At 74.8% G+C, this 20,638-nt stretch carries 18 protein-coding genes, 1 pseudogene and 1 riboswitch; of the genes and pseudogenes, 7 read left to right on the top strand and 12 right to left on the bottom strand.

Annotation, left to right across the window (positions count from 1 at the left end):
- Positions 1-177 precede the first annotated feature (177 nt).
- Positions 178-528: a cobalamin biosynthesis protein gene (locus AF335_RS33330; RefSeq protein WP_425329135.1), complete on the bottom strand. Its 351-nt coding sequence runs from the start codon at positions 526-528 to the stop codon at positions 178-180.
- A 117-nt stretch (positions 529-645) separates the two neighbouring features.
- Here AF335_RS33330 and AF335_RS33325 point away from each other — a divergent pair, with 117 nt between their 5' ends.
- Positions 646-1,371: a ZIP family metal transporter gene (locus AF335_RS33325; protein ID WP_102922170.1), complete on the top strand. Its 726-nt coding sequence runs from the start codon at positions 646-648 to the stop codon at positions 1,369-1,371.
- Between the two features lie 16 nt (positions 1,372-1,387).
- Here AF335_RS33325 and AF335_RS33320 read toward each other — a convergent pair whose 3' ends face one another.
- The 7 genes from AF335_RS33320 to AF335_RS33290 form a co-directional block, all read right to left on the bottom strand.
- Positions 1,388-2,800, bottom strand: a complete 1,413-nt coding sequence (locus AF335_RS33320) for a cobyrinic acid a,c-diamide synthase CobB (RefSeq protein ID WP_102922180.1) — start codon at positions 2,798-2,800, stop codon at positions 1,388-1,390.
- The gene (gene cobO, locus AF335_RS33315) at positions 2,797-3,405 is read right to left on the bottom strand and encodes a cob(I)yrinic acid a,c-diamide adenosyltransferase (protein ID WP_102922169.1); all 609 of its coding nucleotides are present in this window, start codon (positions 3,403-3,405) and stop codon (positions 2,797-2,799) included. Before cobO ends, AF335_RS33320 begins: the two co-directional genes overlap by 4 nt.
- The gene (locus AF335_RS33310) at positions 3,405-5,510 is read right to left on the bottom strand and encodes a putative cobaltochelatase (RefSeq protein WP_102922168.1); all 2,106 of its coding nucleotides are present in this window, start codon (positions 5,508-5,510) and stop codon (positions 3,405-3,407) included. Before AF335_RS33310 ends, cobO begins: the two co-directional genes overlap by 1 nt.
- Entirely contained in the window at positions 5,510-7,222 is a 1,713-nt protein-coding gene (locus tag AF335_RS33305; protein WP_244927234.1) for a cobyric acid synthase, read from the bottom strand. Before AF335_RS33305 ends, AF335_RS33310 begins: the two co-directional genes overlap by 1 nt.
- Entirely contained in the window at positions 7,219-8,202 is a 984-nt protein-coding gene (locus tag AF335_RS33300; protein WP_102922179.1) for a cobalamin biosynthesis protein, read from the bottom strand. The genes AF335_RS33305 and AF335_RS33300 overlap by 4 nt, the downstream gene beginning before the upstream one ends.
- A gap of 139 nt (positions 8,203-8,341) precedes the next feature.
- A riboswitch (cobalamin riboswitch) is annotated at positions 8,342-8,465 on the bottom strand.
- A 291-nt stretch (positions 8,466-8,756) separates the two neighbouring features.
- The gene (locus AF335_RS33295; protein WP_102922167.1) at positions 8,757-8,993 is read right to left on the bottom strand and encodes a hypothetical protein; all 237 of its coding nucleotides are present in this window, start codon (positions 8,991-8,993) and stop codon (positions 8,757-8,759) included.
- A gap of 12 nt (positions 8,994-9,005) precedes the next feature.
- The gene (locus tag AF335_RS33290; protein WP_102922166.1) at positions 9,006-10,259 is read right to left on the bottom strand and encodes an inorganic phosphate transporter; all 1,254 of its coding nucleotides are present in this window, start codon (positions 10,257-10,259) and stop codon (positions 9,006-9,008) included.
- A gap of 113 nt (positions 10,260-10,372) precedes the next feature.
- Here AF335_RS33290 and AF335_RS33285 point away from each other — a divergent pair, with 113 nt between their 5' ends.
- The 3 genes from AF335_RS33285 to AF335_RS33275 all read left to right on the top strand — a co-directional run bounded on the left by AF335_RS33285 (position 10,373) and on the right by AF335_RS33275 (position 13,842).
- Positions 10,373-11,029, top strand: a complete 657-nt coding sequence (locus AF335_RS33285) for a class II aldolase/adducin family protein (protein ID WP_102922165.1) — start codon at positions 10,373-10,375, stop codon at positions 11,027-11,029.
- A gap of 191 nt (positions 11,030-11,220) precedes the next feature.
- Complete coding sequence (locus AF335_RS33280) at positions 11,221-12,348, top strand: alpha/beta hydrolase family protein (RefSeq protein WP_102922164.1); 1,128 nt, start codon at positions 11,221-11,223, stop codon at positions 12,346-12,348.
- Positions 12,349-12,447: 99 nt separating this feature from the next.
- Positions 12,448-13,842: a hypothetical protein gene (locus tag AF335_RS33275; RefSeq protein WP_102922163.1), complete on the top strand. Its 1,395-nt coding sequence runs from the start codon at positions 12,448-12,450 to the stop codon at positions 13,840-13,842.
- A 36-nt stretch (positions 13,843-13,878) separates the two neighbouring features.
- Here the strand turns inward: AF335_RS33275 and AF335_RS33270 are convergent, their stop codons facing one another.
- Both AF335_RS33270 and ypfJ read right to left on the bottom strand, forming a co-directional pair.
- Positions 13,879-14,286, bottom strand: coding sequence for a VOC family protein (locus AF335_RS33270; RefSeq protein WP_102922162.1), 408 nt, complete (start codon positions 14,284-14,286; stop codon positions 13,879-13,881).
- A 45-nt stretch (positions 14,287-14,331) separates the two neighbouring features.
- On the bottom strand, positions 14,332-15,219 hold the full coding sequence (gene ypfJ, locus AF335_RS33265; RefSeq protein ID WP_102922161.1) for a KPN_02809 family neutral zinc metallopeptidase: 888 nt from the start codon (positions 15,217-15,219) through the stop codon (positions 14,332-14,334).
- A gap of 236 nt (positions 15,220-15,455) precedes the next feature.
- Here ypfJ and AF335_RS33260 point away from each other — a divergent pair, with 236 nt between their 5' ends.
- The 3 genes from AF335_RS33260 (at position 15,456) to AF335_RS33250 (ending at position 18,746) form a co-directional block, all read left to right on the top strand.
- Positions 15,456-17,054, top strand: a complete 1,599-nt coding sequence (locus tag AF335_RS33260; protein ID WP_102922160.1) for an ABC-F family ATP-binding cassette domain-containing protein — start codon at positions 15,456-15,458, stop codon at positions 17,052-17,054.
- Positions 17,055-17,604: 550 nt separating this feature from the next.
- Positions 17,605-17,826: a helix-turn-helix domain-containing protein gene (locus tag AF335_RS33255; RefSeq protein ID WP_030366669.1), complete on the top strand. Its 222-nt coding sequence runs from the start codon at positions 17,605-17,607 to the stop codon at positions 17,824-17,826.
- A gap of 128 nt (positions 17,827-17,954) precedes the next feature.
- The gene (locus AF335_RS33250; RefSeq protein WP_102922159.1) at positions 17,955-18,746 is read left to right on the top strand and encodes an enoyl-CoA hydratase/isomerase family protein; all 792 of its coding nucleotides are present in this window, start codon (positions 17,955-17,957) and stop codon (positions 18,744-18,746) included.
- A gap of 62 nt (positions 18,747-18,808) precedes the next feature.
- Here AF335_RS33250 and AF335_RS33245 read toward each other — a convergent pair whose 3' ends face one another.
- The gene (locus tag AF335_RS33245; RefSeq protein WP_102922158.1) at positions 18,809-19,594 is read right to left on the bottom strand and encodes a hypothetical protein; all 786 of its coding nucleotides are present in this window, start codon (positions 19,592-19,594) and stop codon (positions 18,809-18,811) included.
- 77 nt (positions 19,595-19,671) lie between these two features.
- Positions 19,672-20,495, bottom strand: a pseudogene (locus AF335_RS33240) (nucleopolyhedrovirus P10 family protein).
- Positions 20,496-20,638: the final 143 nt, after the last annotated feature.

Genomic DNA, 20,638 nt, shown 5'->3' with positions numbered 1-20,638 from the left:
GATCCGTACACGAGCCGGCGGCGGTTCCGTACGCGGGCGGGGCCCGGGTCCGTGCGCGCGGCCCCCGGGCCACGGACCCGCACGGCCCGCGGACGCGTGCACGAGCGACCCCGGATCCGTACGCGCCCCACCCCCGGATCCGCGCACGCGTCGCCCCGGACCGTACGCGCCCCCGCCCTACGCCCCCGCCCCCGCGCCACCGCGCACGTCGCCCCCGCCGACTTCCGCTTCCCCACCACCAGCGCCCGCCCGCCCCGCCGCCAGCAGCGCCGCCGCCTCGGCGACACCCGGCACCCCCACCGCGGCCAGGACGACCGCCGACGGATCCGGCACCGCCACCCCCGCCAGGGCCCCGGCGCCGTACGCCCGCAACGGCAGCCCCAGCCGGGCCGCCGCCGTCACCAGGCCCGGCTCCCCGGCCTTCGCCTCCGCCGTCACCAGCGCCACCGGCCGGGCGCCGGCCCCCAGCACCGCCCCGGCCTCCGCCAGCGTCCGCCCGATCAGCGCCAGCACCTCCGCCCCGGCCACGCCCCGGCGGGCACCCACCCCCACGTACAGCGGGGCGCGCAGCGGCGCCGCGCCCGTGGCAAGCTCCGGAGTGGGGGAGGCCGGAGTCAGCGCAGCCGAGAGGAGGGCGGAGGACCCGTGCCGGTCGTCGTCGCCCTGGGCGCGTTCCTGATGACACTCCTCGGCGGCTGGGCCGCCCAGCGCTTCACCGACCGCAGGCACCTCATCCTCGGGCTCGCCGGCGGGCTGATGCTCGGCGTCGTCGGCCTCGACCTGCTGCCCGAGGCACTGCAGGCCGCCGACCGGGAGGTCTTCGGCGTCCCCGTCGCCCTGCTCTGCTTCGTCCTCGGCTTCCTCACCGCCCACCTCGTGGAACGGCTCCTCGCCGTCCGCCGCGCGGACCACGGCACGGCCGACACGGCACGCGCCCCCCAGGTCGGCCTCACCGCGGCCGCCGCCCTCGTCCTCCACAGCGCCATGGACGGCGTCGCCATCGGCGCCGCCTTCCAGGTGGACAGCGGGGTGGCCGCCGCCGTGGCCGTGGCCGTCGTCGCCCACGACTTCGCCGACGGCTTCAACACGTACACCATCGCCGACCTGTACGGGAACCAGCGCCACCGCGTCCTCCTGATGCTCGCGGCCGACGCCGTCGCGCCCGTCGTCGGCGCCGCGTCCACCCTGCTCTTCACCCTTCCGGAGCAGTTCCTCGGCGTCTACCTCGGCTTCTTCGGGGGCGTCCTGCTCTACCTCGCCACCTCGGACATCCTCCCCGAGGCCCACCACGAGCACCCGGCCCGCTCCACGCTCGCCTGCACGGTCGCCGGAGTGGCCTTCATCTGGCTCGTCGTGGGCCTCGCGAGCTGAACCGCCCCCGCCCGACTCAGCGCCCGGGCAGCCCCGCCACGAGGCGGGCGGCCGTGCCGGGGGCGCCCGCCCAGTGCAGATGCAGGTACGAGGCGTGGACCCCGCCGGCCACGAAACCCTCCGTGCGGCGCTCCGGGTGGGTGAAGCCCCACGCCGGGGTCCCGCCCGCGCCCGGCTCCGTCACCGTGCGGTGGAACTCGTGGCCCCGGACCCGGGTGCCGACCCGCGCCAGCGGATTGTCCGCGATCGCCACGGCCTCGCGGTAGCCGAGGGTGAGCCGGCCGGACATCCGGGCGTCCGTGGGCAGCACACCGCACATCGGCCTGCCGTCCAGCGAACGCGACAGGTACAGCAGGCCCGCGCACTCGGCGACGACCGGGGCACCGGACGCCGCCAGGGCGGCCACCGCCTTGCGGAGGGGCTCGTTCTCGGACAGCTCCGGGGCGTAGACCTCGGGGAAGCCGCCGCCTATGACGAGGGCGGCGGTGCGCTCCGGAAGGGCCTCGTCGCGGAGGGGGTCGAAGGGGACGACCTCCGCGCCCGCCGCCGTCAGGAGTTCCGTGTGTTCGGCGTACGAGAAGGTGAACGCCGGGCCGGCTGCCACTGCCACTACTGGTGCGTTCTTCGGGCGCGGGTCCGTCGTGGGTTTGTGCCCACCCGTCCCGCCCTGCGGGACGCCTGCCCACAAACCGGCCGGGTCCCACGCCTCCGCCGCCAGCGGCGGCGCGCTGCGCGCCAATGCCAGCAGGCCCTCCAGGTCGCAGCCCTCCCGCACCTGGGCGGCCTGGGCGGCCACCGCGTCCACCGCCTCGGCGCTGCGCTCGGCCACCGGGACGAGGCCCAGATGCCGGGACGGCGTGTGCGCCTGCTGGACGCGGCGCACCGCGCCCAGCACCGGCACCCCCGACTCCTCCAGCGCCTCCCGCAGCAGCGCCTCGTGGCGGTCCGAACCGACCTTGTTGAGGATCACACCCGCGACCCGGACCTCCGGGTCCCAGGACGCGAAGCCGTGCACCAGCGCCGCCACCGAACGCGACTGCGACGACGCGTCGACGACCAGCACCACCGGCGCCTTCAGCAGCTTCGCCACATGCGCCGTCGACGCCAGCTCGCCCTGCCCGCTCGCCCCGTCGTACAGGCCCATCACGCCCTCGACCAGCGCCAGGTCGCACCCCGCCGCCCCGTGCAGGAACAGCGGGGCGATCCGCTCCGGGCCGCACATGTACGCGTCCAGATTGCGGCCCGGCCGGCCGGTGGCCAGCGCGTGGTAGCCCGGGTCGATGTAGTCCGGGCCCACCTTGTGCGGCGACACCGCCAGCCCGGCGTCCGCGAAGGCCCGCATCAGGCCCGTGGCCACCGTCGTCTTGCCGCTTCCCGAGGCCGGGGCCGCGATGACCAGCCGGGGGACGCGCGTACCGTTCGGACTCACCACTCGATGCCCCGCTGGCCCTTCTGACCGGCGTCCATCGGGTGCTTGACCTTCGACATGTCCGTCACCAGATCGGCGAAGTCGACCAGCTTCTCCGGGGCGTTGCGGCCCGTGATGACCACGTGCTGCGTCCCGGGACGGTTCCGCAGCACCTCGATCACCTCGTCCGTGTCGATCCAGCCCCAGTGCATCGGATAGGCGAACTCGTCGAGCACGTACAGCTTGTACGTCTCCGCCGCCAGGTCGCGCTTGACCTGCTCCCAGCCCTCGCGCGCCTTCTCCTCGTTGCCGAGCTCGCCCTCCTTGGGGTCGCGCTGGATCCACGACCAGCCCTCGCCCATCTTGTGCCAGTCGACGCTCCCGCCCTGGTCCGAATCGCCGAGGACACGCAGCGCGTTCTCCTCGCCGACCTTCCACTTCGCCGACTTCACGAACTGGAACACCCCGATCGGCCAGCCCTGGTTCCACGCCCGCAGCGCCAGCCCGAACGCGGCGGTCGACTTGCCCTTGCCGATGCCGGTGTGGACGAACACCAGCGGCCGGTTGCGGCGCTGACGTGTGGTGAGACCGTCCTCGGGAACGACGGTCGGCTGTCCCTGTGGCATTACGCGGCCCTCCTGGAGTGCGTGTTCCGTACGGTGCGTACGAGCGCGGAGACGCTGTCCGCGCGCAGTTCGTCGAGCGTCACCACGGGGCCGCCCAGCTCGCCCGCGAGCTCGGCCGCCAGCCCGAGCCGCACCGGCCCCGACTCGCAGTCCACGACCACCGACGCGGTGCCCCCGGCCGCCAGCAGCCGGGCCGCGTGCCGCGCCCGCACCAGCGGCTCGGGGCCGCCGGTGGCCCGGCCGTCGGTCACCACGACCAGCAGCGGCCGCCGCGAGGGGTCGCGCAGCCGCTCCACCCGCAGCACCTCGTGCGCCTGGAGCAGCCCGGCCGCCAGCGGCGTCCGGCCGCCCGTCGGCAGCCGCTCCAGCCGGGCGGCGCCCGCGTCCACCGACGAGGTCGGCGGCAGCGCCACGTCGGCGCCCGACCCCCGGAAGGTGATCATGCCGATCTTGTCGCGGCGCTGGTACGCGTCGAGCAGCAGCGACAGCACCGCGCCCTTGACCGCACCCATCCGCTTACGGGCGGCCATGGAACCGGAGGCGTCCACCACGAACAGCACGAGATTGCCCTCGCGCCCCTCGCGCACCGCCTCCCGCAGATCGTCCCGGCGGACGACCAGACCGGGGCCGCGGCGCCCGCGCACCCGCTGGTGCGGCGCCGCCGCCCGGACGGTCGCCGCCAGGTGCAGCTTGGACAGCGCGCCCCGGGGACGGCGGGCCCCGGTCGTACGGCCGTGCGCGGTACGGGCCCGGGAACGGCGGCCGTCCGCGCCCTCACCGAGGCCGGGGACGTCGAACTTCCGGGTGCGGAAGGGGTCCGCGGCGGCGACGGCGGGCGCCTCGGGCGCGGCACCGCCGGGCGCGGCCTCGGGAGTGCTCTCCGCGGAGGTCTCACCGGCCGGCTCCCGCGAGCTCTCCTGGGAGCCCTGCTGAGAATCCTGCCGCGGGGAGGGCGCGCTCTCCTCCCGCTGCGGGGGCAGCTCCGGGTCGTGCGGGGGCTCGCCGCCACCGCCGTCCGGGCCGCCGTCGCCCTCGGGGCCGTCGTCGTCCGGGCCCTCCGGCTCGGGCCCCGGGTCGGGCTCGGGCTCGTCGTCCTCGAACCGCCGCAGGATCTCGTCGAGCTTGTCCTCGTCGAGGCCGGGGGCGTCGAAGGGCGCCCGTCGACGCCGGTGCGGCAGCGACAGCAGCGCGGCCTGCCGTACGTCCCCGGTCGTGACGTCCGTACGCCCCGCCCAGGCGGCCAGCGCCGTCGCGGCGCGCGCGGTCACGATGTCCGCGCGCATGCCGTCCACCTCGAACCCCGCGCACACGGCGGCGATCCGGCGCAGCGCGCCGTCACCCAGCCGCACGCCCGGCAGCAGCGCGCGGGCGGCGGCGATCCGCTCCCGCAGCGCGTCCTCCTCGGCCGTCCACTTGGCGGCGAAGGCGGCCGGGTCCTCGTCGTAGGCGAGCCGGCGGCGCACGACCTCGACGCGCTCCTCGGTCTCCCGGGAGGCGGCGACCTCGACGGTCAGCCCGAACCGGTCGAGGAGCTGGGGGCGGAGCTCGCCCTCCTCGGGGTTCATGGTGCCGACGAGGAGGAAGCGGGAGGCGTGGCGGACGGAGACGCCTTCGCGCTCGACGGAGGAGGAGCCGGTGGCCGCCGCGTCGAGGAGGCTGTCCACCAGGTGGTCACCCAGGAGATTGACCTCGTCGACGTACAGCACACCGCGGTGCGCGGCCGCCAGCAGGCCCGGCTCGAACGCCTTGACGCCCTCGCCCAGCGCCCGCTCGATGTCGAGCGCCCCCACGAGGCGGTCCTCGGAGGCGCCGACGGGCAGCTCGACCATGCGGGCCGGGCGGGCCTCGCCCGGCGCTTCCTCGTGCGGCCCGTCCGGGCAGGCGGGGTCCGGGGACGCGGGGTCGCAGGAGAACCGGCAGCCGGTCACCGTCTCGACCTGAGGCAACAGGGCCGTCAAGCCCCGGACCGTCGTGGTCTTTGCCGTGCCCTTCTCGCCGCGCACGAGCACGCCGCCGATGGCCGGGGAGATGGCGTTGAGCAGCAGGCCCAGCCGCATGTCGTCCATGCCGACGATCGCGGTGAACGGATAGGTGGCCGAGGCCATCAGGCGTTACCCCCTTCGAGGGAATCGATTCGACCGGGTGCGTCGATGGCCGCCGGGTCCGGCGGCGTGACGTCGTGCCCGGCGGGGGCGAGCGGACCGCCATGGTCCGGGCCCTGTTGCCGCTGCGCGGGCAAGGACGGCGCCCCCGGCGGTATGAACGGCAGACCCTCCGGCACCCCGTCCTCGATCAGCCGCAGCAGCGTGTCCGTGTCCGCGTGTTCCTCGATCAGGTCGCCCAGCCGGTCCAGCTGTTCCTCGCGCAGCGCCCCGAACGACGTGTCCGGTGCCGGTACGAACGCCCGGCCCGCCGCCCGCGCGACCTCGCGCAGGAACGCCCGCCGGAAGCCGTCGCTCTCCAGCGAGCCGTGCCAGTGCGTGCCCCAGACCGCGCCCACGCGGCAGCCGTCCAGGAACTCCTCGTCGCCGCTGAGCACCTCCGCCACGCCGTGGTGGATCTCGTAGCCCTCGACGCGCTCGCCGAGCGCCTCGCCCACCGGCCGGGCCAGCGTCTTCTCGCGGGCGAACCGGACCCGCACCGGCAGCAGGCCGAGGCCCGCCACCGTCCCCGCCTTCGACTCGACCTCGTCCTCGACGCGCTCGCCCAGCAGCTGGAAGCCGCCGCAGATGCCCAGCACCGGGAGGCCCTCCGCCGCGCGGCGTACGAGCGCGTCGGCGAGGCCCCGTTCACGCAGCCACGCCAGCGCCCGCACCGTGCCCCGGGTGCCCGGCACGATCACCAGGTCCGCGTCGGTGAGCTCCTCCGGCCGGTCCACGAAGCGCACGACGACGCCGGGTTCGGCGGCCAGCGCGTCCACGTCCGTGAAGTTCGACATCAGCGGCACCGCGCAGACCGCGACGCGCAGGACGTCGGCGCCGTGCGGCGGCGCGACCACCGACTCGCGGACCGCGCCGCGCATCGACACCCGCAGCCCGTCCTCCTCGTCGATGCCGAGGCCGTGCGCGTACGGCAGCACCCCGACGGTCGGGCGGCCGGTCAGGTCGCGCAGCATGTCCAGGCCCGGCTCCAGCAGCGACACGTCGCCCCGGAACTTGTTGACCAGGTAACCCGCTATCAGCTCCTGGTCCTGCGGGGACAGCAGGGCCGTGGTGCCGAAGAAGGAGGCGAAGACGCCGCCCCGGTCGATGTCGCCGACCACGACGACGGGCAGCCGCGCGGCCCGCGCGATGCCCATGTTGACGATGTCGGTGCGGCGCAGGTTGATCTCGGCGGGGCTGCCCGCGCCCTCGCAGATCACCGCGTCGTGGGTGCGCCGCAGCTCCGCCAGGCACTCCGTCACCGTGCCGAGCAGCTGCTCGCGCCGCCCCGCGTACAGGGAGGCGCCGCCGGGGCTGCCCGGGCCGCCGAAGTAGCCGCGGGCGCTCAGCTCGCCGACCGGCTTGCCCATCAGCACCACCTGGCTGCTGCGGTCGCTCCCGGGCTTGAGCAGGACGGGGTTCATCAGCGCCGTCGGCTCGACGCGGGCGGCGGCGGCCTGCATCGCCTGCGCCCGGCCTATCTCCGCGCCCTCACGGGTCACGAACGAGTTCAGCGACATGTTCTGCGCCTTGAACGGCGCGACCTTGACGCCCTTGCGGGCCAGCCAGCGGCAGATGCCCGCGGTGACCACGCTCTTGCCCGCGTCCGAGGTGGTCCCGGCCACCAGCAGGCCCCCGCCCGGCGGGCCCGTACGCCCGCTCCTGTCCGCTGTCACCGGCTGCTCCTCCTGGATGTGATGCCGGCCGTGATGGCCCTGCTGCAAAGGCTGCCCACCGTGCGCGCCGCTACCGCGGTGCCCAGGGCCAGCAGCGACACCCGGCGCGAGAGCCGCACCGCGCGCTCGATGTCCGCGACCTCCACCGGGCGGTTCCCGCCGCCGAGCACGGGCCGGTGCTCGACGCGGCCCGCGTAGGCGAGGGTGCCGCCGAGGCGGACGCCCAGCGCTCCGGCGAAGGCGGCCTCCACCGGGCCGGCGTTCGGGCTGGGGTGCCGGCCCGCGTCCCGGCGGGCCACCCGCAGGGCGCCGCGCCGGTCGGGGCCGGCGAGGACGGTCAGGGCGGCGGTGAGCCGGGCGCCCGGCCAGCCGACCACGTCGTCCAGCCGGGCGGAGGCCCAGCCGAACCGCCGCAGGCGCGGCGACTTGTGGCCGACCATCGCGTCCAGGGTGTTCACGGCCCGGAAGCCGACCAGGCCGGGTACGCCCGCGACGGCGCCCCAGACGAGGGCGCCCACGACGGCGTCGGAGGTGTTCTCGGCGACGGACTCCACGACCGCGCGCGCGATCTGCTGTCCGTCCAGCGCCTGCGGGTCGCGCCCGCACAGGTGGGGGAGCCGCTCCCGGGCGACCTCCAGGTCGCCCGCTTCGAGCGCGCCGCCGACGGCGCGCGCCTCACGGCCCAGGGAGGTGCCGCCCAGCACCGCCCAGGTGGCGGCGGCGGTCAGGGCCACCCCGGCGGCGCGGGAGGGGCGTACGGCGCGGGTGAGCAGCGCGGCGCCGGCGGCGGCGCCGCCCGCGCAGACCAGGGTGTGCAGGGCGCCGTAGCCGCGGTGGTCGCGCCACAGGCGTCGCTCGACGGCCTGCGCGGCTTTCCCGAAGGCGGCCACGGGGTGGCCGCGGCGCGGGTCGCCGAGGGCGAGGTCGCCGAGGAAGCCGAGCGCGGCGCCGCACGCGAAACCGAGGTGCTCGGCGTGCAGGGAACGCACCGGTCAGACCGCCGTCACGCCTCGGAGGGGGGACCGGGGATCGCGTGGGGCGGGGGAGCGGCGGCAGCCGGGCATGGGGGTGTGTCCTCACTCAGGGTCCGCGCCCTGGCTCGACGTGACCGGCGACCAGAGTCTCCTGGCTCCCGGATCCGCGTCGTTCCGGCCTTCCGGCCCGGCAGGCGGACCGTGGCCCTCGGTGGAGGACGCTCCCCGGTGACAGTGGCGGGACCGCGCCGGACTCGCACCGGCTTCCTCTGCTGTCGCCGTTTGGCCCCGGAAGTCCACCATGGGCCGTGAACGGCCGTCAACTCACCTCTGAGCTGGGCTTCGGCCGGGTACGCGGAAACGCCGGCCGGGCTGGAGATCCAGCCCGGCCGGCGTTCCGGGGGTTGCGAAGGGGGGGAGGCGGAACCCTGTGGGCCGCCTCCGGCTGAGCGGGCTTGGCGAAGTCCGGTGCGGTTCGGCAGCGCCCGAAGGGGCGCGGGGAACCGCGCGACCGGCCACGACGCACCCGAGGACGGCGCACCGGACTTTGCGCGGAGCGCTTAGGCGACGATCAGATAGATGCCGTACCCGACGGCCGCCGCGCACAGCGCGAAGCACGCGTAGGCGCCGGTCCGCGCGGCCGCGGTGGGCGCCGCGGCCGCGACGTCGCCGCCCGCGCCCTCGGCGGACCTGCGGGAGGTGCCGACGATGCCCAGCGTGAACACGCCGACCAGTCCGACCGTCACCACGAGGCTGACGCCGAAGACCTGGCCGAGAGCTGCCCAGTCGATCTGCATGGTGTCTCTTCCTTAGCTCGCCGCGGCGGCGGGGGCGCGCCCGGCTTCGGGGGTCACGACGGCCACGGGGGAGACCGGGGCCGGCAGGGTGCCGGCCGGCGGCGGGGCGACGGCCTGGAGCGCGGCGGTGACGACACCGGCCGGCTCGGCGGGCTGCCGCTCCCCGACCTCGTCGAGGTCGTCGTGGGTGACCGGCTTGCGGCGCGAGACCAGCCAGATGCCGCCGGAGACGGCCAGGCCCAGGACGGCGACCGTGGCGACACCCCAGTCGCCCTGGTCGGCCAGGAAGGCCGCGCCACCGGCGACCAGGCCCGCGGCGGGCAGCGTCAGGCACCAGGCCATGACCATACGGCCGGCGGTGGACCAGCGGACCACGCCGCCCTTGCGGCCGAGACCGGCGCCCATGATCGAGCCGGAGCAGACCTGGGTGGTGGAGAGCGCGAAGCCGATGTGCGAGGAGGCGAGGATCACCGTCGCGGCGCCGGTCTGGGCGGCGAAGCCCTGCGCGGGCTTGATGTCGGTGAGGCCCTTGCCGAGCGTCTGGATGATGCGCCAGCCGCCGAGGTACGTACCGGCCGCGATGGCCAGGCCGGCGGAGACGATGACCCACATCGGCGGGTCGGAGTGCGGGGCGACCACGCCGCCCGCGACCAGCGCGAGGGTGATGACGCCCATCGTCTTCTGGGCGTCGTTGGTGCCGTGGGCCAGCGAGACCAGGGCGGCCGAGGCGATCTGCCCGGCGCGGTAGCCCTTGGCGGTCTCCTTCTCGTCCCGGCCCTTGGCCAGCCGGTAGGTGAGCCGGGTCGCCAGGGTGGCGGCCACACCGGCCACCAGCGGGGCGGCGACCGCCGGGATGAGGACCTTCATGACGACCTTGTCGGCGTTGACCGCGTCGAAGCCCACCGAGACGATGGTCGCGCCGATCAGGCCGCCGAAGAGGGCGTGCGAGGAACTGGAGGGGAGGCCGGCCAGCCAGGTCAGCAGATTCCATACGATGGCGCCGATCAGCCCCGCGAAGATCACTTCGGGTCTGATGCCGGCGGTCTCGTCGATGATCCCGCCGGAGATGGTCTTGGCCACCTCCACGGAGAGGAACGCGCCGACAAGGTTCAGCGCCGCCGACATGGCCACCGCGACCTTGGGCTTGAGGGCCCCGGTCGAGATGGTGGTGGCCATGGCGTTGGCCGTGTCGTGGAAGCCGTTCGTAAAGTCGAACACCAAGGCCGTGACGATCACGATCCCGATGAGAAGCGTGATGTGTTCCATTCACCCAGGCAATCAGCTCGATGGTCAGTACAGCGGCGACCGTAAAGACCCTTGGTGAACGGAAGGTGAACTGGAACGGGCGGAGTGGTGGCGTGAACCGGAGGCGAGAACCCATGGCAGAGCGGGAAGACATACGGAGCGCCTGGGCGGAGGTCCTGGCCACGGCCAGCCGCACCACCGCCGACGGGCTGGTCGTCGGCACCTCGGGCAATGTGTCCGCGCGGGTCGGCGACCTGGTGCTGGTGACCCCCAGCGGAATCCCATATGACCGGCTCGGACCCGGGGACGTGGTCGCCGTCGACCTGGCCGGGCGGCGGGTCCTGGGCGAGCTCCCGCCCACCAGCGAGCTGCCCATGCACCTCGCCGTCTACCGCGCCACCGACGCGGGCGCCGTCGTCCACACCCACGCCGTCCACGCCACCGCCGTCTCCACCCTGGTCGACGAGCTGCCCCCGGTCCACTACCTGACCGGCCTGCTCGGCGGCCCGGTCAGGGTCGCCGACTACGCCCTCTACGGCACCGACGAGCTGGCCGCGAACATGCTCCGGGCGCTCGACGGCCGCAGCGGCTGCCTCCTGCGCAACCACGGCACGGTCACCTACGGCGCCGGCCTCGACCAGGCGTACGACCGCACCGCCCAGCTGGAGTGGATGTGCCGGCTCTGGCTCACGGCTTCCGGGGTGCCGGGGCGTGTGCCTTCGCTGCTCGGTCCGGAGCAGCTCGCGGAGGCGGCGGAGAAGTTGCGCGGTTACGGGCGGTCGCGGGGGTAGGGGGCAGGGCGGCGGGTGCTTTTCCCCACCCCGCCCCTTCCCGAATGTCCTCAAGCGCCGGACGGGCTGAAAATCAGCCCGTCCGGGGGCACCTCCCAGCGGTAGCTGGGGGAGATTGAGGACACCGCGCGGAGCGCGGGAAAACCGGCCCCCACTGGCCGCCCGCGCCCCGGCGGCTCACACTGGAGGGGATGCGTGTACGTCCAGTGGCGGCCACGGCCGTCACCACCCTCATAGGTGCCGGAGCGGCCGCTGTGGCGGCCGGGCGGTACGCGAGCGACGTGGCCCTGCGGCCCGTCCCCGGCCGCCCGCTCCCCGGCGAACCGGCGCTCACGGTCCACGCCGTCGACGGCGACCGCGTCACCCTCACCCGCTCCCTCGCCGCCGAGCGGCGCGGCACCTACGGCCTGACCGCGCGCGGCCTGCACGCCGTCGTCGGCCCCGTCGTCGAGGACGCCCCGCACCCCGCCGACTGCGTCGTACGCCGCCTGGAGCGCGTCACCCACGGCGTCCTGGAGCCCGGTACCAGGGCATGGCTCACCCCGCAGGTCCACCTCGGCAACCCCCGCGACGCCCTCGGACTCGACCACGCCGACGTCGCCGTCCCCGGCGAGCTCGGCGCCCTGCCGGCCTGGTTCGTCCCCGGCGACCGCGACACCTGGGTGATCACCGTGCACGGCCTGGGCACCACCCGGGAGCACCCCATGGTCGTCATGCCCTTCCTGCACGGGCAGCGGCTCCCCGTCCTCGACCTCGCCTACCGCGGCGACCCGGGCGCCCCGGCGTCCCCGGACGGCATCGGCCGCTTCGGCGCCGCGGAATGGCGCGATCTCGACGCCGCCATCCGCTACGCCGTGCGCTACGGCGCCCGCCACGTCGTCCTGCACGGCTGGTCCACCGGCGCCACCATGGCCCTCCTCGCCGCCTCGGAGTCCGGCATGCGGGACCGCGTCGGCGGCCTCGTCCTCGACTCCCCGGTCCTCGACTGGCCCGCCACGCTGCGCGCCCTCGCCGCCGCCCGCCGGCTGCCCGCCGCGCTGGTGCCGCTCGCCGTCCGCGCCGCGCAGGGCCGGACCGGCCTGGACCCCGACGCCCTCGCCCGCGCCGTCGACCCGGCGCGCCCGAAGGTGCCGACCCTCGTCGTGCACGGCCCGGACGACGCCCTCGCCCCCTGGCGGGCCTCTCGCGAACTCGCCGCCCGCCGCCCCGGCCTGATTCATCTGCACGCCGTCCGGCACGCCCCCCACGCCGCGATGTGGAATGCCCACCCCGCGGGTTACGAGGAGTCCCTGCGCCGATTCCTCATACCGCTGATGTGAGTCCTGGTCAGGCCGTATTCAGCGGCCGGTGAGGGTGGTGGGGGACCGCCTTGTTGATTCCGATTGGGTTTTCGGAGCGTCAACGGCAAGACTGCTCCTGTGACGTCCCGTACTCCGCGCGACTCCCGGCTCAGACTGGTCCCCCGACAGCCGATCGCCGCTGCCCGCCGGGCCGTGGCCAATCGAGGCTCCCGACCGGCGCCCCGCCCACCCGCCGGCACCCCGGCGCCGGCGGAACTCGCCCGCCAGGCCAGATGCGGCCTCATCGGCGCCGTCCGCGTGGCCCGCTGGGCCGCCGACGACGGGCCGCGGCCGGGCGAGGGCGGTGTCCTCGCCGGGGCGACGGCCGAGCGGGCCGCGGCCGCCCTGGGGCTGACGGTCCCGCAGGTACGGTCCGACTGGGACCGGGCCCGGCTCGCCGGTCTCGTCGAGCTGCACGGCGACGCCGCCCGCCCCGGCTGGCGGCTGACCGCCTGGGACCGCGACGACGGCGCCGTCCTGCGCGGCTGGGTCGCCCTCTTCGACGCCTGGTCGCTCGCCCACCCGGCGCCCGCCGGCACCGACGCGACCGTCGCCGCCGAGGTCGTCGAGGCCGCCCCGCAGCTGCTTTCCGTCATGCACCTGTCGGCCGGCCCCGTCGCCGTCACGATGCTCCTCGACCTGCTCCAGCAGCGCGTGGCCGAGATCCGCGCCGAGCGCTGCGAGGTCCCCTACGGCAGCCCGGTGCCGCCGCCCGCGCCCGGCCCGGCGGCGGGCGACGCCGACCCGCTGCCGGAGCTGCTCGGCTGGGCGCTCGACGGCCTCGCCTCCGTCGGCGCCCTCGTCACGCGCGGCGGCCCCGGCGCCGAGGCCCAGCTGACCCCCCTCGGGAACTGGGCGGTGTGGGTCAAGCTCGAACAGATCTGTGTCGCCGCCCAGAGCCCGGCGGGCAACATCGAACTCTCCGCCGAGGCCATGCTGCGCGGCTGCGCGGACCTCACCCCGGGCCCGGCCCGCGCCGAGTACCGCGCCTGGCTGGCCGCCCGGCCCACCCGGGGCGCCCTCAGCGAGCTCCTGGACGCCGCGCGCGGCGACGACGCCCTGGTGCGGGGCCTGGCCTTCGAGGCGCTGCGCGCCGTCGGGGCGGCCGCCGAACCCGCCGTCCGGGCCGTCGCCGAGGAGCCGGGCCTGCGGCCGTACGCCCTGCTCTGGCTCGCCGAGCACGAGGGCAGCGACCCGGAGCAGGCGGCCGAGGTGCTCACCCGCGAGGAGGCCACCTGGCTCTGGGTGGACACCGCCGCGGCCGTCGCCGACCACGGCGAGAGCCGCCTCCTGGTCCGCCACCTCGACTCGGCCGTGCAGGGCACGGTCCCCGGCCTCCTGGAGGAGGTGCGGGCCGTGGGGCACCCCCGTACGGTGCAGGTGCTCGTGGCCCTGGCCGCCGCCCACCCGGACCCGGCCCTGGCCAAGGCGATGCGCAGGGCGGCCTTCCAGGTGCACACGGGCGGGGTGTAGGGCGCCCGCCGGGGCCCCGGCGGGGTCCCGGCCGGGTCAGCCGCCGGGCACGTACGTCCCGAAGCTCCACACATTGCCCTCCAGGTCCCGCGCCATGTAGTCCCGTGAGCCGTAGTCCTGGTCCGTCGGCGGCATCAGGATCTCCACGCCGCGCTCCGCCGCCCTGCGGTGGTGCGCGTCCACGTCGTCGACGACCACATAGACGCCCGTGGGCCCGTTGTCCGCCATGGCCTCGGCGAACACCCCGACCCGCCCCTTGGAGCCGAGCATCACCACGCCGTTGCCGAAGGCGAGCTCGGCGTGCAGGACGGTGCCGTCCTCGGACTCGTAGAGCGCGGCCCGGGTGAAGCCGAACGCCTTGGTGAGCTGCTCGATGGCCGCCTTGGGGTCGCGGTAGAGCAGCGTGGGGTAGAGCGAGGGCGGTCCCGCGTGGGTGTCTGCCATGACGGACGCTCCTTGGATCGGGACGGGACGGGCGGGGGTCCGGGCTCAGCGGAAGGTGTCGCAGGCCGCCACGTCGCCCGTGCGGAACCCGGTGCCGAACCACTGCTGCCGCTGGGCGGCCGAGCCGTGCGTCCAGCTCTCAGGGGTGACCCGGCCCTGGAACTTCTCCTGGATCCGGTCGTCGCCGACCGCCGCCGCGGCGGACAGGCCGTCGTCGATGTCGGCCTGTGTCAGCTGCTTGAGCAGCGGCCGCCCGGTGGACTTCTCCGGGGTCGTGGTGGCGTGCCGGGCCCAGACCCCGGCGTAGCAGTCGGCCTGGAGCTCGACCTTCACGGCGTTGCTGTCGGCACCGGTGCGCCGGTCCTGTGAGCGGGCGAGCGTGCCCATCAGGTTCTGGATGTGGTGCCCGTACTCGTGGGCGACGACGTACGCCTGCGCGAAGGGGCCGCCGCTCGCCCCGAACTTGCTCTTGAGCTCGTCGAAGAAGCCCAGGTCCAGATAGACCTTCCGGTCCCCGGGGCAGTAGAACGGGCCGACGGCCGAGGTGGCGGCGCCGCAGGCGGTGTTCACCCGTCCGGTGAAGAACACCGTCGAGGCCGGGGTGTAGGTACGGGAGCGGCGGGCGAACTCCTGGCCCCAGAACGACTGGGCGCTGTTGACCACGGCGACGATCCGGCAGTCCTCGCGGGTGTTGGCGTCCCGGCCGGTGCGGCAGTGCTGGGAGACCTGTGCGTCCGTGCTGGACGTCGCCGCGGGCGCCGGCCCGGAGCTCAGCCCGAGCTCCTGCGGGCCGATGCCGAAGAACAGCCCGAGCACCAGGGCGACCAGGCCCACGATCCCGCCGCCGATGGTCACCCCGCCGCCGGGGATACGGCTGCCCCGGGAGTCCTGGACCTGCGAGGTGTCCAGATCCGCGTCGTCGTCGAACTGCATGTGCCCACCGCCTTCCCACCCTGAGTATCGGGGAGCTCACTGCCCGCCGCCCCCGGAATTCGGCTTGCGCTCCACCGTTAGACTGGTCCGTATGGCATTCCTCCTCGTGCATTAGACGGCGCCGGCCGGTCCCGCCCCGCTGCCGCAGGCCCTGGCAGGGCCGCCGCGGCGCGCCTGCGCGCGGCTGTGTTCACCACCCGTCCCCCTCGCCGTCCACCCGCCCAGGAGTAATTCCCGTGATCACCGCCTCCGGCATCGAGCTGCGCGCCGGCGCCCGAGTCCTCATCGAGTCCGCGTCCTTCCGTATCGCCAAGGGCGACCGCATCGGCCTCGTCGGCCGCAACGGCGCCGGCAAGACCACCCTCACCAAGTGCCTCGCCGGTCAGGGCATGCCCGCGGGCGGCACCATCACCCGCTCCGGTGAGGTCGGCTACCTCCCGCAGGACCCGCGCACCGGCGACCTCGACGTCCTGGCGCGCGACCGCATCCTCTCGGCCCGCGGCCTCGACACGGTCCTCCGCAAGATGCGGGAGAACGAGGAGCGCATGGCGAACGGCAAGGGCGCCACGCGCGAGAAGGCCATGAAGAAGTACGAGCGCCTGGAGACGGAGTTCCTGACCAAGGGCGGGTACGCCGCCGAGGCGGAGGCCGCGACGATCGCCGCCAGCCTCGGCCTGCCGGACCGCATCCTCGGCCAGCCCCTGCACACCCTCTCCGGTGGTCAGCGCCGCCGCGTCGAGCTGGCCCGGATCCTCTTCTCCGACGCCGACATCCTGCTCCTCGACGAGCCGACCAACCACCTCGACGCCGACTCCATCGCCTGGCTGCGCGACTACCTCAAGACGTACCGCGGCGGCTTCATCGTGATCTCCCACGACGTGGACCTCGTCGAGACGGTCGTCAACAAGGTCTTCTACCTGGACGCCAACCGCGCCCAGATCGACGTCTACAACATGGGCTGGAAGCTCTACCAGCAGCAGCGCGAGGCGGACGAGAAGCGCCGCAAGCGCGAGCGGCAGAACGCCGAGAAGAAGGCCGCGGCCCTCAACTCGCAGGCCGACAAGATGCGCGCCAAGGCCACCAAGACCGTGGCCGCGCAGAACATGGCCAAGCGCGCCGAGCGGCTGCTCAAGGGCCTCGACGAGGTCCGCGTCTCCGACAAGGTCGCCAAGCTCCGCTTCCCGGAGCCCGCGCCCTGCGGCAAGACGCCCCTCACCGCCGAGGGCCTGTCGAAGTCCTACGGCTCGCTGGAGATCTTCACCGACGTCGACCTGGCCATCGACAAGGGCTCGCGCGTCGTCATCCTCGGTCTCAACGGCGCCGGCAAGACCACGCTGCTGCGCCTCCTCGCGGGCGCCGAGAAGCCCGACACCGGTGAGGTCACCCCCGGTCACGGCCTGAAGCTCGGCTACTACGCGCAGGAGCACGAGACGCTGGACCCGGACCGCACGGTCCTGGAGAACATGCGTTCCTCCGCGCCCGACCTCGATCTGGTCGAGGTCCGCAAGACGCTGGGCTCCTTCCTGTTCTCCGGTGACGACGTGGACAAGCCCGCGGGCGTGCTCTCCGGTGGCGAGAAGACCCGGCTGGCGCTCGCGACGCTCGTCGTCTCCTCCGCCAACGTCCTGCTCCTGGACGAGCCGACCAACAACCTCGACCCGGCCAGCCGCGAGGAGATCCTCGGCGCGCTGCGCACGTACAAGGGCGCCGTGGTCCTGGTGACGCACGACGAGGGCGCGGTGGACGCCCTTGAGCCCGAGCGGATCATCCTGCTCCCGGACGGCGTCGAGGACCTCTGGGGTCCGGACTACGCGGACCTGGTCGCCCTGGCCTGACGTACGGGGGCCCGGGTGTCCTGCCAGGGCCCCGGGCGGGCCTTCCGAGGGGGCGGACACGCCGTCCGGCAGGGGGTGGACGGGCCGCCCGGAAGGGGGCCGGATATGCCCCCGACATGCCCCCCGACGTGCGCGGGGACCCGCCGTCGCCGGACTCCGGACACGCTCTTGCCGGGCCCCCGGCATGCCCGCGCCGGGTAGTGGCTCCATGGGTGATCAGTACGATCCCGATCATTCGGCCGACAGGTGATCCATCATCTGAGTGAGGGAGGCTCGTACCCCGGCGCCCCCTGCCGCCCCGGCGCACGCCCCGTGCCATGCGCCGGGGCGTTCGCGTCGGTTCCCGGCGGTGCCCGGCCTGACCTGCCGCTTCGCTTCGCCACCCGTACGGCCGTACGAGCTCGACAGTTCGGAATTGCCTGCTCCAGCCGTTGCCGGCCCGGAAAATCGCCGAAACCTCATCCCATCGACCTTGTCGAATGGGTGGCCAGGAGGCCGTGTAGGGGTGATCATGAGAGTCAAGAGGCGCATCTCCCATGAGGAGGCACGGGTGGCCGAGACTCTGAAGAAGGGCAGCCGGGTAACCGGCGCCGCGCGCGAAAAGCTCGCGGCAGACCTGAAGAAGAAGTACGACTCCGGTGCGAGCATCAGGGCGCTGGCCGAAGAGACCGGTCGCTCCTACGGCTTCGTCCACCGGATGCTGAGCGAGTCCGGCGTGATCCTTCGCGGTCGCGGCGGAGCGACGCGCGGCAAGAAGGCCGCCTCGGCCTGACGCCACGCATCCCAGGGCACCGTCGGTGCGGGCAGTGCCACCCGGTCGGTCGAGCAGTCGACCGGGTGGTTACTGTGCAGTTAACTTAGCGACTGCAGCTGCCGGTACCGAAGCCGATCGGAGCCCCGATGACAGCCCGTAAGACCCTGCTCGAACAGGACGGCGTACAGCTCACCGTGGAGGAGGCGGTAGCCACCGTCACCCTCACCAACCCCGCCAAGCGCAACGCTCAGTCGCCCGCGCTCTGGCGGGCGCTGGCCGAGGCCGGACGGCTGCTGCCCGGCAGCGTGCGGGTCGTGCTGCTCCGCGGGGAGGGCAAGTCCTTCTCCGCCGGGCTCGACCGGCAGGCGTTCACCCCCGAGGGCTTCGAGGGCGAGCCGTCCTTCCTCGACCTGGCACGTGGCACGGACGAGGCCCTCGACGCCGAGATCGCCACGTACCAGGAGGCTTTCACCTGGTGGCGGCGGAACGACATCATCTCCATCGCCGCCGTCCAGGGCCATGCGATAGGCGCCGGCTTCCAGCTGGCCCTCGCCTGCGACCTGCGCGTCTGCGCGGAGGACGCCCAGTTCGCCATGCGCGAGACCAGCCTGGGCCTGGTCCCCGACCTCACCGGCACCCAGCCGCTGGTGTCGCTGATCGGCTATGCCCGCGCCCTGGAGATCTGCGCCACCGGCCGCGCCGTCCACGCGGCGGAGGCCGAGCGCACGGGCCTCGCCAATCTCGTGGTGCCGGCCGCGGAGCTCGACGCCGCCGTCCAGGACCTGGCCGCGGCCCTGCTGGCCGCGCCGCGCGACGCCGTCGTCGAGACCAAGGCCCTGCTGCGGGCGGCGGGCGGCCGGACGTTCGAGGAGCAGCGCGTCGCCGAGCGCGCCGCGCAGGGCCGCCGGCTGCGCGACCTGGCGGGCCTGGGCGAGTGAGCCCCGGCGCGCGGGGCGTCGTGCGCCGGCCCGCCCGGGGCCGTCCGTACGCCCCCGCGCGCTCAGCCCCTTATCCGCACCCCGTAGTGGGTGCGGAGCACGTGCAGCTCCCAGTAGGAGACGGCGGTCACCGACAGGGGGCCGCCCAGCATGGCGGCGAGCTTCACCGCGAGCGGGCCGTTCGGCAGCCCGTCGCCCAGTGAGACCAGGTTGAGCACCCAGACCAGCACCGTCGTGAGCACGGCGGGCAGTGAGGCGTGCACGTCGGCGGTGTTGAAGGCGTAGCGGGCCGCCGCGCCGGAGGCGAAGACGAGGAAGGTCACCAGCCAGACGGCGAAGGGGACGCCCACCACCAGGATCAGCAGATAGAGCAGCAGCCCCATGACGTACGAGACGTCGCTCAGGAACCGGGCCAGGAAGAGGGTCCCGACGAGCGCGGCGGTCGCCCCGGCGGGGATGCCGAGGTACCAGCCGACGGCCTTGAGCGGATGGCGCAGCCGCGAGCGCAGCAGGGGGCGGTGCTCGGCCGGTACGTAGAGGATGAAGCCGCCTATCACCAGCGGCCCCACGAGTATGAGGACCAGGGGCGCCAGGAAGACCTTGGTCACCCCGTCCTCGAACACCTCGCTCCAGCCGCCGTCCACGCCGTACGTCCAGATCATCAGGAACGTCGTCAGGGCGCCCACGACGGCGCGCACCTTCTGGACGCGGCCGATGACGGGGTCCTCGACGCGGACGGTGCTCGGGGTGGCGAAGATGGCCGCCGCCCGGGCGCGCGCGGTGCCCAGGAAGAGCAGACAGCCGGGGCCGTCGCTCGCGAGATTCGATTGCTGCCGCCTGCTCACCATGACGTGGCCTCCCCCAGAGGGGCGCGCCAATGGCAGGTCGGCTCTCCCCCCGTTCCCGGTCGATTACGCGGGGGAGTCTATCCACGGGTCCCGAGGGCGCCCCGCCGGGTCGCCCCGACCGTGGTGACCAGCACGGACACGGTCACCGGGGGCTTTTCGGCAGCGGTCACGGCGGCCCGTACGGCACGGGCCACGTCCAGCGGGCGGCGCCCCGCCGATACCGCGATCTGGATCTGCACATGACGGGTGGCGCCGTCGGCGGGAGGGGGCGGGGCACCGAGGACGGGGGCGAGGCGGGCGACGCCGGGGACGGCGAGGGCGGCGCGGGCGGGCCCGTCGGGGGTGGAGCCGGAAGGGGGCGCTTCTCCGGGGCGGTCAGGGCCTTCCGGTCCATCGGGACCGTCCGATCCGTCGGGGCCTTCCGGCCTGTCGGTACGGTCCGATCCGTCGGTACGGTCCGATCCATCGGGATGGTCCGATCCGTCGGGGCGGTCCGGCGCCGGGCCGTCCAGCAGCGCCGTCACCCGTAGGTCGACGGCCGTGACCGCCAGTCCCAGCTCCCGGTCGGCCGCCGACCACAGGGCCGCGCGCAGCCGCTCCGCCACGGCGGGCAGCGGCTCGCCGGCCGGAGCGGCGAACTCGGCGGTCACCCGCAGCGGCCCCGGGGGCAACCCGGTCGGCGGAGCCGGTACCGCCGGGCGGGCGGCGGTGGCGGGTCGGCGAGGGCGAGCCGCAGGCGGCCCAGCCGGACCCCGGGCGCGGCGGCGCCGGCCGCCCGCCGCAGCACGCCGGCCGCGGCGGATTCCGCGATCCAGGCGCCGTCCCGCGGGCCGCCGAGCGGCAGCAGTCTGCCGAGCCCGAGTTGCGCACGTACCGCCTGTGTCCACCGGTCCGCGACCACCGTCACCCCTCAGCCGTCAGGTCAGCCGTCGCCCCCAGCCTGCCGCACCCGGGCGCTCCGGGCCGGACGGACCCACTCGGACGGCGGGGCGCGCCAGGACTCCGGCGCGGGCGTCCCGAGCGGCGCCGGGGAAGCCCGCCTAA

The sequence above is a fragment of the Streptomyces eurocidicus genome (assembly GCF_002891295.1).
Taxonomy (GTDB): Bacteria; Actinomycetota; Actinomycetes; order Streptomycetales; family Streptomycetaceae; genus Streptomyces; species Streptomyces eurocidicus.
Note: the sequence above shows the minus strand (reverse complement) of the source record. Positions and strands in the feature narration are given on the sequence as shown.

Bases quoted from the DNA above. Each gene is read 5' to 3' on its own strand.
- cobO (WP_102922169.1), bottom strand. From the start codon at position 3,405: ATGCCACAGGGACAGCCGACCGTCGTTCCCGAGGACGGTCTCACCACA.
- AF335_RS33290 (WP_102922166.1), bottom strand. From the start codon at position 10,259: ATGGAACACATCACGCTTCTCATCGGGATCGTGATCGTCACGGCCTTG.
- AF335_RS33310 (WP_102922168.1), bottom strand. From the start codon at position 5,510: ATGGCCTCGGCCACCTATCCGTTCACCGCGATCGTCGGCATGGACGAC.
- ypfJ (WP_102922161.1), bottom strand. From the start codon at position 15,219: ATGCAGTTCGACGACGACGCGGATCTGGACACCTCGCAGGTCCAGGAC.
- AF335_RS33245 (WP_102922158.1), bottom strand. From the start codon at position 19,594: ATGGTGAGCAGGCGGCAGCAATCGAATCTCGCGAGCGACGGCCCCGGC.
- AF335_RS33280 (WP_102922164.1), top strand. From the start codon at position 11,221: ATGCGTGTACGTCCAGTGGCGGCCACGGCCGTCACCACCCTCATAGGT.
- AF335_RS33270 (WP_102922162.1), bottom strand. From the start codon at position 14,286: ATGGCAGACACCCACGCGGGACCGCCCTCGCTCTACCCCACGCTGCTC.
- AF335_RS33250 (WP_102922159.1), top strand. From the start codon at position 17,955: ATGACAGCCCGTAAGACCCTGCTCGAACAGGACGGCGTACAGCTCACC.
- AF335_RS33295 (WP_102922167.1), bottom strand. From the start codon at position 8,993: ATGCAGATCGACTGGGCAGCTCTCGGCCAGGTCTTCGGCGTCAGCCTC.
- AF335_RS33285 (WP_102922165.1), top strand. From the start codon at position 10,373: ATGGCAGAGCGGGAAGACATACGGAGCGCCTGGGCGGAGGTCCTGGCC.